Origin of the sequence: Flavobacterium enshiense, from assembly GCF_040750275.1 — a bacterium.
In the GTDB taxonomy this organism is placed as follows: Bacteria; Bacteroidota; Bacteroidia; order Flavobacteriales; family Flavobacteriaceae; genus Flavobacterium; species Flavobacterium enshiense_B.
The window spans coordinates 203543-220013 of record NZ_JBDOCV010000004.1; the positions used below are offsets into that span (position 1 = coordinate 203543).

General features: G+C 39.4%; 15 protein-coding genes. 8 read left to right on the forward strand and 7 right to left on the reverse strand.

The window, feature by feature from the left end:
• Window positions 1–87 precede the first annotated feature (87 nt).
• Complete coding sequence (gene secA, locus ABGT15_RS07535) at window positions 88–3447, forward strand: preprotein translocase subunit SecA (RefSeq protein WP_367230817.1); 3360 nt, start codon at window positions 88–90, stop codon at window positions 3445–3447.
• Between the two features lie 76 nt (window positions 3448–3523).
• A complete protein-coding gene (locus tag ABGT15_RS07540) occupies window positions 3524–4102 on the forward strand; it encodes a hypothetical protein (RefSeq protein ID WP_367230818.1) in 579 nt (192 codons plus the stop codon).
• Window positions 4103–4128: 26 nt separating this feature from the next.
• Here ABGT15_RS07540 and ABGT15_RS07545 read toward each other — a convergent pair whose 3' ends face one another.
• Together ABGT15_RS07545 and ABGT15_RS07550 are read right to left on the reverse strand one after the other, a co-directional pair.
• Entirely contained in the window at window positions 4129–6273 is a 2145-nt protein-coding gene (locus tag ABGT15_RS07545) for a TonB-dependent receptor (protein ID WP_367230819.1), read from the reverse strand.
• Between the two features lie 99 nt (window positions 6274–6372).
• Entirely contained in the window at window positions 6373–6741 is a 369-nt protein-coding gene (locus tag ABGT15_RS07550; RefSeq protein WP_367230820.1) for a hypothetical protein, read from the reverse strand.
• Window positions 6742–6875: 134 nt separating this feature from the next.
• Between ABGT15_RS07550 and ABGT15_RS07555 the strand changes: the two genes are divergently transcribed.
• The gene (locus ABGT15_RS07555) at window positions 6876–7796 is read left to right on the forward strand and encodes an alpha/beta hydrolase (RefSeq protein WP_367230821.1); all 921 of its coding nucleotides are present in this window, start codon (window positions 6876–6878) and stop codon (window positions 7794–7796) included.
• Between the two features lie 4 nt (window positions 7797–7800).
• Here the strand turns inward: ABGT15_RS07555 and ABGT15_RS07560 are convergent, their stop codons facing one another.
• A complete protein-coding gene (locus tag ABGT15_RS07560) occupies window positions 7801–9210 on the reverse strand; it encodes an FAD-binding oxidoreductase (RefSeq protein WP_367230822.1) in 1410 nt (469 codons plus the stop codon).
• 171 nt (window positions 9211–9381) lie between these two features.
• Window positions 9382–10293, reverse strand: coding sequence for an AEC family transporter (locus ABGT15_RS07565; protein WP_367230823.1), 912 nt, complete (start codon window positions 10291–10293; stop codon window positions 9382–9384).
• 126 nt (window positions 10294–10419) lie between these two features.
• Between ABGT15_RS07565 and ABGT15_RS07570 the strand changes: the two genes are divergently transcribed.
• The 4 genes from ABGT15_RS07570 (at window position 10420) to ABGT15_RS07585 (ending at window position 13107) form a co-directional block, all read left to right on the forward strand.
• Window positions 10420–10827, forward strand: a complete 408-nt coding sequence (locus ABGT15_RS07570) for an Rrf2 family transcriptional regulator (RefSeq protein ID WP_367230824.1) — start codon at window positions 10420–10422, stop codon at window positions 10825–10827.
• Between the two features lie 54 nt (window positions 10828–10881).
• The gene (locus ABGT15_RS07575; protein ID WP_367230825.1) at window positions 10882–11523 is read left to right on the forward strand and encodes an NAD(P)-dependent oxidoreductase; all 642 of its coding nucleotides are present in this window, start codon (window positions 10882–10884) and stop codon (window positions 11521–11523) included.
• Window positions 11524–11614: 91 nt separating this feature from the next.
• Window positions 11615–12700, forward strand: coding sequence for a methylmalonyl Co-A mutase-associated GTPase MeaB (gene meaB, locus ABGT15_RS07580; protein WP_367230826.1), 1086 nt, complete (start codon window positions 11615–11617; stop codon window positions 12698–12700).
• A 20-nt stretch (window positions 12701–12720) separates the two neighbouring features.
• Window positions 12721–13107, forward strand: a complete 387-nt coding sequence (locus ABGT15_RS07585; RefSeq protein WP_367230827.1) for a hypothetical protein — start codon at window positions 12721–12723, stop codon at window positions 13105–13107.
• Window positions 13108–13157: 50 nt separating this feature from the next.
• Here the strand turns inward: ABGT15_RS07585 and ABGT15_RS07590 are convergent, their stop codons facing one another.
• Entirely contained in the window at window positions 13158–13385 is a 228-nt protein-coding gene (locus ABGT15_RS07590) for a hypothetical protein (protein WP_367230828.1), read from the reverse strand.
• Window positions 13386–13410: 25 nt separating this feature from the next.
• On the reverse strand, window positions 13411–14790 hold the full coding sequence (locus tag ABGT15_RS07595) for an MATE family efflux transporter (RefSeq protein ID WP_367230829.1): 1380 nt from the start codon (window positions 14788–14790) through the stop codon (window positions 13411–13413).
• A gap of 224 nt (window positions 14791–15014) precedes the next feature.
• On the opposite strand from ABGT15_RS07595, the gene ABGT15_RS07600 reads away from it, so the two are divergent.
• Window positions 15015–15527 (forward strand): hypothetical protein, encoded by a 513-nt coding sequence (locus ABGT15_RS07600; protein ID WP_367230830.1) that lies wholly within the window; start codon window positions 15015–15017, stop codon window positions 15525–15527.
• Between the two features lie 32 nt (window positions 15528–15559).
• On the opposite strand, the gene ABGT15_RS07605 is transcribed toward ABGT15_RS07600, so the two are convergent.
• Window positions 15560–16435 (reverse strand): PPK2 family polyphosphate kinase, encoded by an 876-nt coding sequence (locus ABGT15_RS07605; RefSeq protein ID WP_367230831.1) that lies wholly within the window; start codon window positions 16433–16435, stop codon window positions 15560–15562.
• Window positions 16436–16471: the final 36 nt, after the last annotated feature.

Genomic DNA, 16471 nt, shown 5'->3' on the forward strand with positions numbered 1-16471 from the left:
AAATAAACACAGCGAAAAAGTCTCAAAACGAGGCTTTTTTTTTGTGTAAATTTGCACACATTTATCAGAATATAAACCAACAGAATTATGAGTTTCATAAACAGCATATTAAAAGCCTTTGTGGGGGACAAATCCCAAAAAGACGTAAAGGCCATTCAGCCGATTATTGCTAAGATTAAATCTTATGAAAGCGCTTTGGCTGCCCTTTCCCATGATGAATTAAGAGCTAAAACTACTTTCTTCAAAGAACAGATTAAAAATGCAAGAGCGGAAAAAGACGCTAAAATTGAAGCATTAAAGCAGGAAGCCGAGGCTACAGACAACATCGATAAAAGAGAGGATATCTATGCTGGTATCGATGCTTTGGAAAAAGAAGCGTATGAAATCTCAGAAAAAGTACTAAACGATATTTTACCGGAAGCCTTTGCTGTTGTAAAAGAAACAGCACGTCGTTTCAAAGAAAACACACAAATCAGCGTTACGGCTACACCAAAAGACCGTGAATTATCGGCTGCTAAATCGTACATTACTATCGAAGGTGATAACGCTGTTTGGGCGAACTCTTGGGATGCTGCCGGAAAAGCCATCACTTGGGACATGATCCACTACGACGTTCAGTTGATTGGCGGTACCGTATTACACCAAGGGAAAATCTCCGAAATGCAAACCGGAGAAGGAAAAACCTTAGTAGCAACCCTACCGCTATACTTAAACGCCTTAACCGGAAATGGAGTACATTTGGTAACCGTGAACGACTATTTGGCAAAACGTGACAGCACTTGGAAAGCGCCTTTATTCGAGTTCCACGGAATGACTGTTGATTGTATCGACAACCACCAACCGAATACCGATGCAAGACGTCGTGCTTACAATGCCGATATTACATACGGAACGAATAACGAATTCGGTTTCGACTACCTTCGTGATAACATGGCCCATACACCAGGTGAATTGGTACAAAGAAAACACAATTACGCAATCGTCGATGAGGTGGATTCCGTATTGATTGACGATGCCCGTACACCGTTAATCATTTCAGGGCCGGTTCCTCAGGGTGACCGTCACGAATTCAACGAATTAAAACCAAAAATCGAGAATTTATACAGCCTTCAACGTCAATTGGCGAATGGTTTCTTAACAGAAGCAAAACGTTTGATAAAAGAAGGAAACACTAAAGACGGAGGCTTCCAGTTATTAAGAGCATACCGTTCGTTACCGAAAAACAAAGCGTTAATCAAATTCCTTTCCGAAGAAGGCGTAAAACAGATTCTTCAGAAAACGGAAAACGAATACATGCAGGATAACAACCGTAAAATGCCACAGGTTGACGAAGCACTGTACTTTGTTATCGAAGAGAAAAACAATCAGGTGGAACTGACCGATAACGGTATCAAATTCATGTCTCAGGATACTTCAGAGGACTTCTTCGTTCTACCGGACATCGGAACAGAAATCGCTAACATCGAAAGACAAAATCTTCCAAAGGAACAAGAAGCTGAAGCAAAAGAAGCTTTATTCCAAGATTTTGGTGTGAAGAGCGAGCGTATCCATACCTTGACCCAACTTTTAAAAGCTTATACTTTATTCGAAAAAGATACGGAGTATGTAATCATGGACAATAAAATTTTAATTGTTGATGAACAAACAGGTCGTATCATGGACGGACGTCGTTATTCCGATGGCTTGCACCAAGCGATTGAGGCGAAGGAAAATGTAAAAATCGAGGCAGCCACTCAAACTTTTGCAACGATTACCCTTCAGAACTACTTCCGTATGTACAACAAATTAGGAGGTATGACGGGAACTGCTGTTACAGAAGCCGGTGAGTTCTGGGAAATCTATAAATTAGATGTAGTGGAAATTCCGACCAACAGAGGAATTGCCCGTAAAGATAAAGAAGATTTAATCTACCGTACCGTTCGTGAGAAATTCAATGCTGTTGCGGAAGATGTACAACAATTGGTAGCAGAAGGCCGTCCGGTGTTAATTGGTACCACTTCGGTAGAGATTTCCGAATTATTGAGCCGTATGCTGAAAATGAAAGGCATCCAGCACAACGTATTGAATGCAAAATTACACAAACAGGAAGCACAAATCGTTGCAGAAGCCGGTAATCCGGGTGTGGTAACCATTGCCACCAACATGGCCGGTCGTGGAACCGATATTAAACTTTCTCCGGAGGTAAAAGCTGCGGGTGGTTTAGCCATCATCGGTACAGAGCGTCACGATTCGCGTCGTGTAGACCGTCAGTTACGTGGTCGTGCGGGTCGTCAGGGAGATCCGGGAAGTTCACAGTTCTATGTGTCTTTGGAAGATAACCTGATGCGTTTGTTCGGTTCTGAACGTGTAGCGAAAATCATGGACAGAATGGGTATCAAAGAAGGTGAAGTAATTCAGCACTCAATGATGACTAAATCCATCGAAAGAGCACAGAAAAAAGTGGAAGAAAACAACTTCGGGGTTCGTAAACGTTTGTTAGAATATGATGACGTAATGAACGCACAGCGTGAAGTGGTTTACAAACGTCGTCGTCATGCTTTGCACGGAGAACGTCTGCAAGTAGACATCGCCAACATGATGTACGATTTAGCAGAACTGATTGCCGAAAACAACAAAGTTACCAAAGATTTCAAAAACTTCGAGTTTGAACTTATCCGCAATTTTGCTATCGAGTCTCCTATTTCCGAAAGTGATTTCAACAGATTAAACGAAGTTGAAATTGCCGGAAAAGTGTACAAGGCTGCAATGGACGCATACAATGCCAAACAAGAACGTAACGCCAAAGACGCTTTTGCAGTTATCAGAAACGTATACGAAAACAATAACGGTCAATACGAGCGCATAGTCGTTCCATTCACTGACGGAATCAAATCGTTAAACGTGGTTACTGATTTGGAAAAAGCCTATACTTCTGAAGGAAAATCATTGTTGGCTGATTTCGAAAAAAATATCACTTTAGCAATTGTAGATGAAGCCTGGAAGAAACACTTACGTAAAATGGACGAATTAAAACAATCCGTTCAGTTAGCGGTTCACGAACAGAAAGATCCTTTATTGATTTATAAATTTGAAGCCTTCAAACTATTCAAAAATATGTTGGATGGCATCAACAAAGAAGTAACTTCTTTCTTATTTAAAGGTGATTTACCTTCCCAAAACCCTAACAACATTCAGGAAGCTGAAGAAGTGCCGGTACACGAAGAATATACCACCTCAAAAGAAGAAGTACTGAATACGGATGAAATGGCGGCCAAAAGTCATGAAGCAGGTCATACACAGCACGAGCAACAACACATAACTGAAACCATTGTTCGCGATGCTCCAAAAATCAACCGTAATGACAATGTTACTATTAAACACGTTATCAGTGGAAAATCTGAAACGATGAAATACAAAAAAGCAGAAGCACTTTTAGCTTCCGGGGAATGGATAATCGTTAACGAATAACACAACCCAACAGTAATAAAATCCCCGATTATATTCTTAATCGGGGATTTTTGTATCTTTAAAAAAACTAAGCACCATGAAATTAAAATTCACTTTGGCCGTTTTATTGTTTGTTTCTTTTTTACAGGCACAATCCCTTTCGGAACTGCAACAGGACACCAAAAAAGTATATGATGCCAATTATACTATGGATTTCAATACTATACTGGATTATACCTATCCAAAAGTATATGACATTGTAGACAAAAAAACCATGTATGAAACTTTAGACAAAACCTTTCAAAATGAAGAGTTTGGTATTCGATTCGTCTATCCGAATCCTAAATTTACTTTTTCAGATATCAGGAAAATAGACAACCAGTCATTTTGCGTAGTGAGTTACCATGGTGCCATCCGAATGAAATTTGAGGAAAAACTCGATGACCAAACCAGTAAAAGAATGTTGGACGCCTTCCAAATAAGCATGAGAGGCAAAAAAGTATCCTTCGAAAAAGACCGGAACAGTTTTTTAATTGAAGGAAACAACATCATGATTGCCGTGACCGATACGCTAACCCAAAACAAATGGAAGTTTTTAAACTACGATCCCAACCAAATTGATTTTTTAAATAAAATAGTTTCCGAAACTATCCGAAAGCAACTTGGTTTGCAATAAAAAAGCCTCTTATCGAGGCTTTTTTATTATTTTCTCAATGAAAGTGCATATTGCAACCCAAAAACAAAAGTTCGCGGAGCTGCTGCCGTATAAGCTGAAACCGAGCTCAATGTATTGCCTTTCGTAACATTATAGGCATAAAGTTTATCGGTTAGATTTATAATGTTGGCATAGCATTCCAATCCTTTCCATTGGTATCCCAAACGGACATTAAAAATATTGTACCCGTCATATTTAGCCGTGTTGATCTGATCCTGATACCAACCGGACACCAATTGCCATTCGACTGAAGTTCTGAAATTTGGCAACCATTTCGGATAATATGACACCTCAGAGTTCCCCAGCCATTTCGGAGCTGACGGCATTTCAAAGCCATTCAGATTTTTAATCGGATCGGTTGGTTTATCGGAAATCTTGAAATCAATGAACTTATGTTGTGTCGCTGTGCCGCCAACCCTGATTATAAATTGCTCACTGGGACAATAATTCACCGAAAACTCAATCCCTTTATGTAAAGTCTTGCCGGCCGACTGATAATCTGTAGCATTATCGGGCTGTCGAATGTTTAACAATTCGTTTTGTCCTTCCATATAATACAGGGAATACCCAACATTCAATTTCTTATGCAAAAAACTGAACCATCCTCCTACTTCATAATTATCAAATTCGGCCGGTTTCAGATTATAATAAAAATCGGCAGGGACTCCTGTGCTCCCTCCTGTTCCCGACTTTGCCCGAAAAACAGAAGTTAATCCCGGTGGTGCAAAACCTTGGGAATAATTTCCATAAAACCCGATAAAATCAAACGGATTATAATTTATTCCATATCTAAACGTAAACTGCTCATACGTTTTATCTCCGTTAGATTTATCGATATGATTGTTGTAATCAAATCCCATGTTATCGTATCGTCCGCCAAAGGTTACCGTAACATCTTCGAAAGGCTTAAAATTCAGCTGTGCAAATGCGCCTTTATTATAAATATCCGCCTCATAATCTGAAAGTTTTATATCCGGTCTTTCCGCTACAAATTCATAGTTGCTTACAGTTTGTCCACTGGGATTCAGGTTTGCTTTTAAATCAATCTGATACGCCTTGTAAGCAACCGGTGAATAATCAAAAAGGACTCCTGCTACCAATACGGATTTCAAAAACTGTATCTTTTGATTGTGTTGTAACAATACCCCATAACTTTTAAACGCATTGGAATTGATTTCCCCTCTCGCTGTTGTCTGTCCCTGCGTCCAACGAATCCCATAGGAAGGATTTTGCCCTAATTTGTTATTACGGATAAAAGCAGTCAGCAAAGAAGAAGCATTATCGTTCCAGTCCTTTTCAAAACTGATCTTACTGCGCAAAGCATCTGATTTTCTATATGTAAAGTTGGTAGTGCTTTTATACGTGCGATTGTAAAAATCGTTTTCGTTAACTGTTCCGGTCATATCAGAAAAATATTCCCCATAAAACAAAGTGGCAACCAAACGGGTTTTCGAATTGAAATTATAATCAAACCTCCCGTTAATATTGTCCTTATTGTAATCCGAAAAAGTCATCCACGAATCACGCTGTGAACTCGATAAACCAGCAATATGAAATCCAAATTTACTGAAAGTCGCACTTCCTGAAGCTTGCAAACGTTTATACCCCCAATGGTCTGCCTGAACTCCAATTTTCATTTCCGGGTTTAGGGAAGGTTTCAGTGAAATGAGATTGACAGCACCGCCAACCGCTTCAGGACCATAGAGTGAAGAAACCGGGCCTTTTACCACTTCAATATTTTGCAGGTTAAACTGATTGATTTCCAATAATGCATTGTGGTTAAAAACCCCCATAGGACGAATAGGTAAGCCATCTTCCAAATACAGATAATACGCATTTGTGTTCATTGGCTGACGAATAGCCATAGCGTGTTGTTCGTTCCCCAGGTTCACCATCAGCACTCCGGGCGTTTTGTTTATAATTTCGTAGACCGCAATAGCTTTGGTTTCGTTAATTGCTTTTTGAGATATTTTGTAAATGGCAACCGGGACTTCTTTTTTAGAAGCAATACTTCTGCTCGCAGTAACCACTACATCGTCAAGCTGATTGGATTTTAAGGAATCGGGGGGTGCTGGGTTTTGCCCATATACAAGTTGTCCTACTACCAATAAGGCAAGGAATAGTTTTTTCATGTGTCAGTTCAATTATTGTAATACAAATTTCGCTTCGATAAAAATCAAAAGCATATTTTCCACTGTAGGCACAGCAGAATTAAAAAATCAAAACAATAGTCAAACCGTTGGAGGATGAAAAACCGGATCGGAATTTTCAAAAAAGTATAAATTGGAATAAAGGGAGCTACCTTTAGAATCAGCCCCTAAATCTGAAAAGGCTAAATTTTCATAGTTATTGCTCTGGAAAAACAAAACTTCAAATTCGTGATGAACCGTTTTTTTATCGGAGGAAACTGGAGTTTCATTTTCGGAAGCCTTAGCCAACTCCTTCATCAAGTGACATTTACCATTACAGCTCAATTCAGGCTTTTTCTTATTTTCACAGAGTTCTTTTACAATGTAATCGTAATTTAAAATGTATTCCAAAACCGGAAGTATTGGTTTAAGGACAAAAAGGAATACTACAATTACAATGGCTTTTTTCACGATGCAAAGGTAATCCTAAAAAACAAAAGACAATAACATACTTTTTAAAAGTTTCCTTAAAACAAAGAAGATTGTTTATAGAAAATTTCTTATTTTTATAACACGTATCTTCCACACTAAAAATCGTAAATGCAATGAACAAAATCATAGTATTGGGCTTAACGATTCTTTTTGTCTCCTGTAAAACAATTGAGATTCAGGAAAAGAATGCCTTTCGGGATTCCAAATACAATTATGAATTGTATGAAAAGTATATTGACCGATCTGATATTTCCGAAGAGGATAAAAAACAATTGTACAATATCCTTCACGATTTGGTTAAAACCGATAAAAAAGAAATCATTAAGAATGAAACAATTACAGTAAACCGGGATTTTTTCAAACCTAATGATTCCATAACGTTGGAATATTTTGAATTTGTTCCGGAAAATTATAAAAAGTCCGGATTCTTTTTCTTAGGCAATGGCTCAACAATTTTAAGGGTTTTTGATGATTTGGAAAAACTTGCCCGGGCAACACAAACAAAAATTTACGTACTGAATTACAGAGGTTATGGCAAAAGTGAGGGAGAACCTTCCTTTAAAACTGTTTTCTCTGACAATCAGCATTTTTTAAATTTCGTCCAAAAGAAACAAGGCAAAATAAACGTTGCTATTGGTTATTCCCTCGGAACAGTTTCGGCCACGTATCTTTCCGCTGACAATAAAATTCCGGAACTGATATTACTGGCCCCGATTTCAAATGCCAAAGAAACTGTAGCGGTTATTAAGAAAAGACAAACCCGTGGAATTGGAATTGTACTGCGACCTTTTATTAAGCTGAAAATGCCGGACTATCTCTCAGATTTGTCCAATAATGACAAAATAAAAAGCTACAAAGGCAAAGTAATCATCATGCATGCTAAAGATGATGAAACACTGCCCTATGCAATGGGAGTAAGTGTATACAACAACGTTACATCACCCGACAAAGAATTTATAAGCCTTGAAGGAGGCGGTCACAAAGCTCCGTTTGACCAAGCCAACTGGAATACAATAATTGAGCGTTTGCGGTAAACTGCTAATAATTTAGAGCATCCGGAAAAATTTTGCCCGGGTTTAAGATGTTGTTGGGATCAAATACTTTTTTGATGTTCTTCATCAAGTTTAATTGACTATCACTAAAAGCGATATCCATAAAATTCTTTTGCACGTAGCCGATGCCGTGTTCCCCAGAAAGTGTTCCTTTTAACGAGACTGTAAGCTCGAAAATTTCACGGATACCTTTCGGGACTTCGGTTTTCCAGTTCTCATCGGTCATATCCGCTTTGATGATGTTTACGTGCAGGTTTCCGTCGCCGGCATGACCATAACACACCGATTTGAAACCGTATCTATCACCGATTGATTTTATTCCTTTCAATAAGGTTGGTAATTCATAACGTGGCACGACCGTATCTTCTTCTTTATAAACGGAATTGGATTTCACCGCTTCTGCAACACCACGACGCATGCGCCATAACGCGTTTTTCTGATCTTCGGTATCGGCAAAAAGGATTTCATCGATTTCGAATTGTTCTACAACACCCATTATCTTTTCGGCTTCGAGCAGTAAAACATCGGGATAATTCCCATCGACTTCGATTAGCAAATGGGCTTGGATTTCATCCTTAATGTCCACATTCACCCCGTCGATGTATTTGATGGCCCAATCGATGGCTTCACGCTCCATGAATTCCAAAGCACTTGGCACCACTCCTGCTCTGAAGATTGCCGAAACTGCTTCACAGGCTTGTTCCGCTTTGTAAAACGGCACTAACATTAAAACGTTATGAGAGTTTTTCGGAAGTAATTTTAAAACAATTTTGGTAATGATACCCAACGTTCCTTCGCTTCCTACCATTAATTGGGTAAGATTGTACCCTGTTGAATTTTTCAAGGTATTGGCCCCAGTCCAGATGATTTCTCCGGTGGGCAAAACCACTTCCAGATTCAAGACATAATCTTTAGTCACGCCGTATTTTACCGCTCGCGCACCACCGGCATTCTCCGCTACATTTCCGCCGATAAAACAACTGCCACGACTGCTTGGATCTACAGGATAAAACAAGCCTTTTTCCAATAGTGTTTCCTGCAAAACCTGTGTGATTAATGCGGGTTCCGTAATTACCTGCAAGTTTCTCTCATCAATTTCAAGGATTTTATTTAAACGATCTGTTGACAAACCGATACCCTGATGAATACTCAACGCACCACCACTCAAACCGGTTCTTCCACCAATGGGAACTGCCGGGATTTTATGGGTATTGGCCAATTTTACGATTTCCGAAATTTCCTGAGCCGATGCAGGTTTTACTACTACGGATGGTGGAAACACATAGTCTTCTGTTTCGTCATGACCGTAGTGTTTACGGGTTTCTTCGTCTGTAAAAACATACGAAGCACCTACGATCGATTCCAATTGTTGTACTATTTCGGGAGTAATGGACATAAGGTTTGAATTTTAAACAAAGTTAGCAAACAAAACGGGATGGATAAATCAAATTTTCTATAAAGTTCTGGGCCTAGCCCCGATAGGAGTGGCATCCTTTTTTTGCTTTAACAAATGGCAAAAAAAGATAAAACGGATAGCGGGATTAGCTCCAAATAAATTGTAAAACTTCTAAACAAACTTGAGTACAAAATACCAAAACACCAATGTTAAAAAAGATAAGGGAATTCCAAAACCAATCATCATGTTGGCCAGTTTAGGCTTCAAACCGTAACTTGCGGCTACTATCGCTCCGGTAATCATGGGCGCCATCGCAGCTTCAAGCACAGACACTTGTACTTCCAAACCTTCTCCATTTAAAAGAAAAATGTACAACAGGTAGAAAAAGGCAGGTGTAACAAAAAGTTTAAAAAAAAGTCCCAATGTTAAGAATTTCCAATGCTTGCTCTTGCTGTCGAACTCCAATTGCATCCCAACAGCAACTAAGGCAATTGGGGTTACCGTGCTTCCCAAACGCTGGAAAACCGATTGCAGTGTTTCGGGGAAATCAATTTGTGCGACATTCAAAAAACAAGCGATGGTAAAGGCTACAAAAGGCGGAAAAAAAGCAATTTTCTTAAAGATTTCCAGTGAACTTGTTGTGCCACGGGAGTAGGTTGTAGCTACTAAAACCGCTAAGGTTGAAACGACTACGAAGGAACCCGGCTGATCGACGATTACCGCTGTTTCCAAACCTTCTTTGCCATAAACGGCTTCAATAACGGGAAAGCCTACAAAAGAAGTATTCCCTAATCCGGCCACAATGATCAAACAGCCCGTTAACCTTTTAGACCAACCGAAAATTTTTCCAAAAACTGAGAAAAAAGCATAGGAAAGGGCAAATCCTAGCCAGGCTATCCCCAAAGGAAACAACAATTTAGAACTGATTTCCAGTTTCGGGATATAATACAACGCCACCGCCGGTAGTGAAATATAAATCACAAACTGATTAAGCACCTTGTAGCTTAACGGTGGAAAAGCTGTCGTTCTTTTTAGGGCAAAACCCAAAAGCATACAGACAAAAATGAGTATAATGTTATCCATACTATGATTCTGTACTACAATATTACGAGGAACTGCCCTATTTTTAAGCGATTTTCATTTTTTAACGAAATTTTAGTTTGTGTTATTAAAATCTGTCTTATATTTGCAATATATTTTATTACAGTTATGATTTCCGGTAAGTTTGCCATTACGACCCACATTTTAACCTTGTTAGCCAAATTCCCTACCGAATTTATGGCTTCGGATTATATTGCGGGTAGCTTAAACATTCATCCGGTGTTGGTGCGTAAAGAAATCGCCAACCTAAAAAAACATAACTTAGTGGAAAGCAAAGAAGGAAAAAACGGCGGCGTTAGACTTTTGACTTCAGCCGATAAAGTGACATTGGAAGATGTTTTCAAAATTACTTTTGACAAAGCGAGTTTAGGGTTTTCCAAAAATGAACCGAATCCGGAATGCCCAGTCGGAAAGAAAATCAACCATAACCTCGATGATTTGTATGCCAACCTAAATCAAACCATTAGCCAACAATTGCAAAAGGTCACGCTAGCTGATTTTGTCGAAAAATTCTAATCTATTTTTTTATATTAAACTGTAACATTTTTTATAACAATTAAATTTTATACTATGAAGGTAGCTATTATTGGAGCCACAGGTTTTGTAGGTTCTACAATCTTAAACGAAATTTCGAACCGCAATCATGAAATCACTGCCATTGCGAGAAATCCGAAATCGGACGACAAAACCAATTGGGTAAAAGCCGATGTTTTTAATGCGGATGAATTAGCCGAAACTTTAAAAGGAAATGATGTGGTAATCAGTGCGTACAATTCCGGATGGACGAACCCAAACATTTATGATGATTTTATAGCCGGATCGAAATCGATTCAGGAAGCGGTGAAAAAATCGGGTGTAAAACGTTTTATCACCATTGGCGGAGCCGGAAGTTTGTTCGTAGCTCCAAATGTACAAGCGGTCGACACTCCTGATTTCCCTAAAGAATATCATGCAGGTGCTTCGGCAGCCAGAGATTATCTAAACATTATCAAAGAAGAAAAAGACTTGGATTGGGCATTTTTCAGTCCTGCTTTTGAAATGCATCAAGGCATTACCACAGGAAGAACCGGAAACTATCGCTTAGGTTTAGACAACCCGGTTTTCGATGCGAACAACAGAAGCATACTATCCGTTGAAGATTTAGCGGTAGTGATTGCCGATGAAACCGAAAATCCAAAACATCACCAAGTACGTTTTACAGCCGCCTATTAATTCTGATTTCATAATGTGAAAAGTGCACAATGTTCCATAACTGTTGAATGTTGTGCACTTTTTCTTTATTTTTACTGCATAATTCAGCACCGTGGCACTACGAAAATCACATCCTTCGGCTTTAAAAGAAAATGACGGTATCGAGCAACCGGAAATCATTAGTGCTGCTTCTGTGGCGCAAATCCAGAATTTCCGAAGAGCACAACCGTCCGCCGAAGAATTAATTGCCAAAATCCTAAAAGGTGACATTACTGCTTTAAGCCGCGCCATTACGCTAGTGGAAAGTACTAGTGAAAAACATCTGGAAAAAGCAACTGAAATCATCAAAGGTTGTTTGCCTCATGCCAATAAATCGGTACGTGTTGGGATAACCGGAGTTCCGGGTGTTGGAAAATCAACCTTTATTGAGGCTTTCGGAAAGTATTTGACTTCGATTGGAAAAAAGGTAGCCGTTTTAGCGGTTGATCCGAGCAGTTCCATCTCACACGGCAGTATTTTAGGCGATAAAACCCGCATGGAAGAATTGGTGAAAGATGCAAATGCCTACATCCGACCAAGTGCTTCCGGAGAAAGTTTAGGTGGGGTGGCCCGAAAAACCCGTGAAACCATCATTTTATGTGAAGCCTGTAGTTTTGATACGATTCTGATTGAAACCGTTGGTGTCGGTCAAAGCGAGACAGCTGTTCACAGCATGGTGGATTTCTTTTTACTGCTGAATCTGGCCGGTGCAGGCGATGAACTACAAGGCATCAAACGCGGAATTATGGAAATGGCGGATTTGATCGTAATCAACAAAGCAGATGGTGACAACGTAAAACGCGCAAGATTAGCAAAAACCGAATACAACCGAGCTTTACATTTGTTCCCGATGAAAAACTCAGGCTGGTCGCCAAAAGTAACGACTTGCAGTGCCATACACAACGAAGGAATTGCAGACGTATGGCAAACGATTACCGAATATTTCGACTTAACCCAAGAGAATCATTTCTTCGAGCAAAAACGCAAGGAACAAAACCAATACTGGCTGATTGAAACCATCAACGAACAATTGAAGCAAAACTTCTACAACCATCCGGAGGTTCAAAAATTGTTGGAAGAAAATAAAAAAGCGGTGCAAAACAATGAAATCTCACCGTTTGCCGCCGCTCAAATGCTTTTAAAGAAATATCATAAATAGACCGCAACTACATCTTTGATATGATAACAACAGCTAAATATACCGTTATTCTCTTTGGCGTTTTTTTCATTGCCGCAGGATTTCTGATGCTTTTTGCTCCTGAAAAAGCCAGACAAACCCTAAGAAAGGCCGGAAGTACCAACTTTATTAATTATGCGGAATTAACCATCAGAATGATTCCCGGGCTGGGATTGATCATTTATTCCGATTTTTCAAAATTCCCAGAAGCTTTTAAAATTTGTGGCTGGTTTATCCTTGTCTCTTCCTTGGTGCTATGCATAATTCCGAGACAACTCCATCACAACTATTCCTTAAAATGTGCCGACATTTTAAAACCGCTGTATTTCCAATTAATTTCACCTTTTTCTATGGCAATTGGCATCGGAATTATTTACTGCACAATCTGAAAATTATCGAGGTAAACCCTAAAAAAAATACGACGGTGACTGAAAACTAATTAGTCTTCGTAACGCTCCATTTCACGATCGTAAAACTCGCCTGCCAAGGTAATCAAATGCTCCATTTCGGATTCCATTTCGTGTTCGTCTTCTTCGTCAATGTCTTCTAAAAATTCAACTGAATCGTCTTTCAGATTGATTAAAAAACGAGGGAATTCTAGGTGAATGATGAAAATATCGTCCGGAAAATCGGTGTTGTCTGCTAATACGAATTTTGGTAATTCCATATATCTTTTAGTTATAAATTATGAGTTATGAATGGTTTTCAACGATTAACTTATTCGTCAAATGGTTGAAACGAAGATACAAAAATATTGCGGCGGCTGATAATCCGGCCAGTAATCCGATCCAGATGCCAATGGCTTTCAAATCGGTATACAATCCTAGGTAAATTGAAATTGGAAAGCCGATTATCCAATACGCAATAAAGGTAATATACATAGGTATTTTTACATCCTGCAAGCCGCGTAAAGCACCTAAAACCACCACCTGAATACCATCCGAAATCTGAAAAATGGCAGCGATGATAATTAAGTGTGCGGCTATGGAAATTACTTCGGCTGTATCGGCAATGGTGTGTGCTTTGTCTGCATTCATGAACAATTCCGGCAAATACGGATGCAACACTACGAAAATAAAGGCAAAAATTCCCTGAATGATGATCGCCAGCAAAAATAACGAACGGGCAACCGTTTGCAACATTTTGAAATCCTGAGTTCCTTTGTAATTTCCAACGCGAACCATTCCCGCAACGCCCAATCCGGAAACAAACATAAAGGTAAACGTCGCCAAACTCAACGCAATCTGATTGGCCGCCTGTGCCTCAGTTCCCAACCTTCCGGAAAGCCAAATCGCTCCGGTAAACAAGGCTACTTCAAAGAACATCTGCATCGAAGAAGGTAAGCCTAAGTTTACAATCTTCTTTACGATATCTTTCTGTAATTCTTTAAACGAAAAGCCTTCAAAATAGGTTTTAAAACGTTCTTTATGAATTAGGGAATAGTGGATGTAAATCAGCATTACGAAACGGGAAATCACGGTTCCGTAAGCCGCGCCCAGCATGCCTAATTTCGGGAAGAACCACAAACCGTAAATCAACACCACGTTCAGGAAAAAGTGTACTACATTGCACAACAAATTCGCCCACATCGCCACTTTCGTCTCCGATTTACCATCCGCAAACTGTTTGTAACCCTGAAAAATAATCAAAGGGATCAGCGAAAAAGCCACAATGTCCAGAAAAGGTTTCGCCATTCTAACTACATCATCAGGCTGTCCCATCAAACCAATCAAGGGTTTTGAGAAATAAATAATCAAAAATAAACTGATTCCTAAAAGGGTACACAAAATCAATCCGTGATGAAAAATCGTGCGTTCTTTATCGACATTCTTCTCTCCATCTGCCTCAGCCACCAAAGGCGTGATTGCTGTGGAAAATCCTAACCCAACCGACATGGCGATAAACACAAAACTGTTTGCCAAAGAAGCCGCGGCTAATTCGGTTGGCCCTAATTTTCCCACCATGATATTATCAACAATACTCACCAGTGTATGCCCCAACATTCCCAAAATAATGGGATAAGCCAGTTTCATATTTGCCGAGAATTCTTTTGTATAGGTGGACCAACGCATTGTACTTAATTTTGGACAAAGGTAAGAAGTAGATTTTCGGAAATTATGCGGAATGGTGAAAATTTAGCCAAAATCAACAAAAACATAACTATTTAAAAATCAAAAATTTAGAATTCATTATTAAGAAATTTTAAGATTTTTTAACAGAAGTTTATCTTTTTCAGCAAAACAAAAACGCATCAGAGCAGTTTTCATAAGGAATTAATACCCTTAATCTAATTTTTATGAGAACAGCTAAAAAAATTTTAGGCCTGACATTGACCGCAACCGCAATGCTCCTTTCTACTACTATTTCAGCTCAGGAAACAACGGAAACCAAAGCAAAACCGGAATATTTACATCACTGGCGTTTGGGTTACGGACTTAACGGCGGAATTCCCACCAAAGAATCGTACAAATTCAGTTTAGGAGCCGACGCCCGACTGCAGTACGATTTCACCACAAAAACGTCCATAGCTGCCACCACCGGGTATACGCATTTGTTTAGTACAGATGATGATACCGGTTTCATTCCTGCCAAATTAGGTTTCAAAGCTTTTTTAGGCAATCAGTTTTACGTATTGGGCGAAGCCGGTGGCGCCTTTGGGATCCAAAAAGAATTGGGTAACTCGTTTCTGTGGGCACCGGGAATCGGAGTCGCCACCAAACACATCGATGTAAGTTTGCGCTACGAAAACTATAACGATTACAATACGGGACAAATTTCTTTACGCTTGGCGTATGGCTACAAATTATAAAAAAAAGCCTTCTTTATCGGAAGGCGTTTTTTCTATTTACTCAATTGTTTGCGATAGGTTTCAAAATCTGCTTTTACTTTCGCATCCAACTCGGGTTCTTTAATGTCGGTATATTGCTGCATTTCCTCCCAGATGATTTTCGCTACCATGTACCGCGCCATTTCCTTATCATCGGCCGGAATAACATACCAAGGCGCATGCGGCTTTGAAGTTTTATTGATGGCTTCTTCATAATACTTCATATAATCCTCCCAACGGTCGCGCTCTTTCAAATCGCCAGGTGAGAACTTCCAATGATGCTCTTCTTCTTCCAAACGGCGTAATAATCGTTTGCGCTGTTCTTCTTTGCTCATATGGAAATAGAATTTCAGCACAATTGTTCCGCTTTGGGTAATATGTTTTTCAAAATTGTTAATCTGTTCAAAGCGATTCTCCCAAAATTCAGGCTTGATATCTTCTACTTTTTCAATTCCCGGCAAGTTTTCATTCAAAATATATTCCGGATGTACACGCGTAACCAGCACATTTTCATAATGCGTTCTGTTGAAAACCGCAAACTTTCCTTTCTCCGGCAACGCCAGGTAATGACGCCATAAATAATCATGTTCCAGCTCTGTAGAATTCGGAGTTTTAAAACTGTGCACCACTACCCCACGCGGATTGAATTCTTTGAAAACCTCCCGAATTAGGCTGTCTTTTCCGGAAGTATCCATCCCTTGCAGACAAATCAAGACACCGTAGCGATTATGGGCGTACATTACATCTTGCAATTCGCTCAATTTCGCCTGAACCTTATCTAATTTCTCCTCCTTTTCATCATCATCCAAATGCGTCTGTACTACCGTTGGAAAATCATTGATTTGAAAAGGCACGGTTATTTTAAAATTCTCAGGATTAAATATTGCCATAATCATTCGCTTTATATTAGTAAATATAAGTATTTT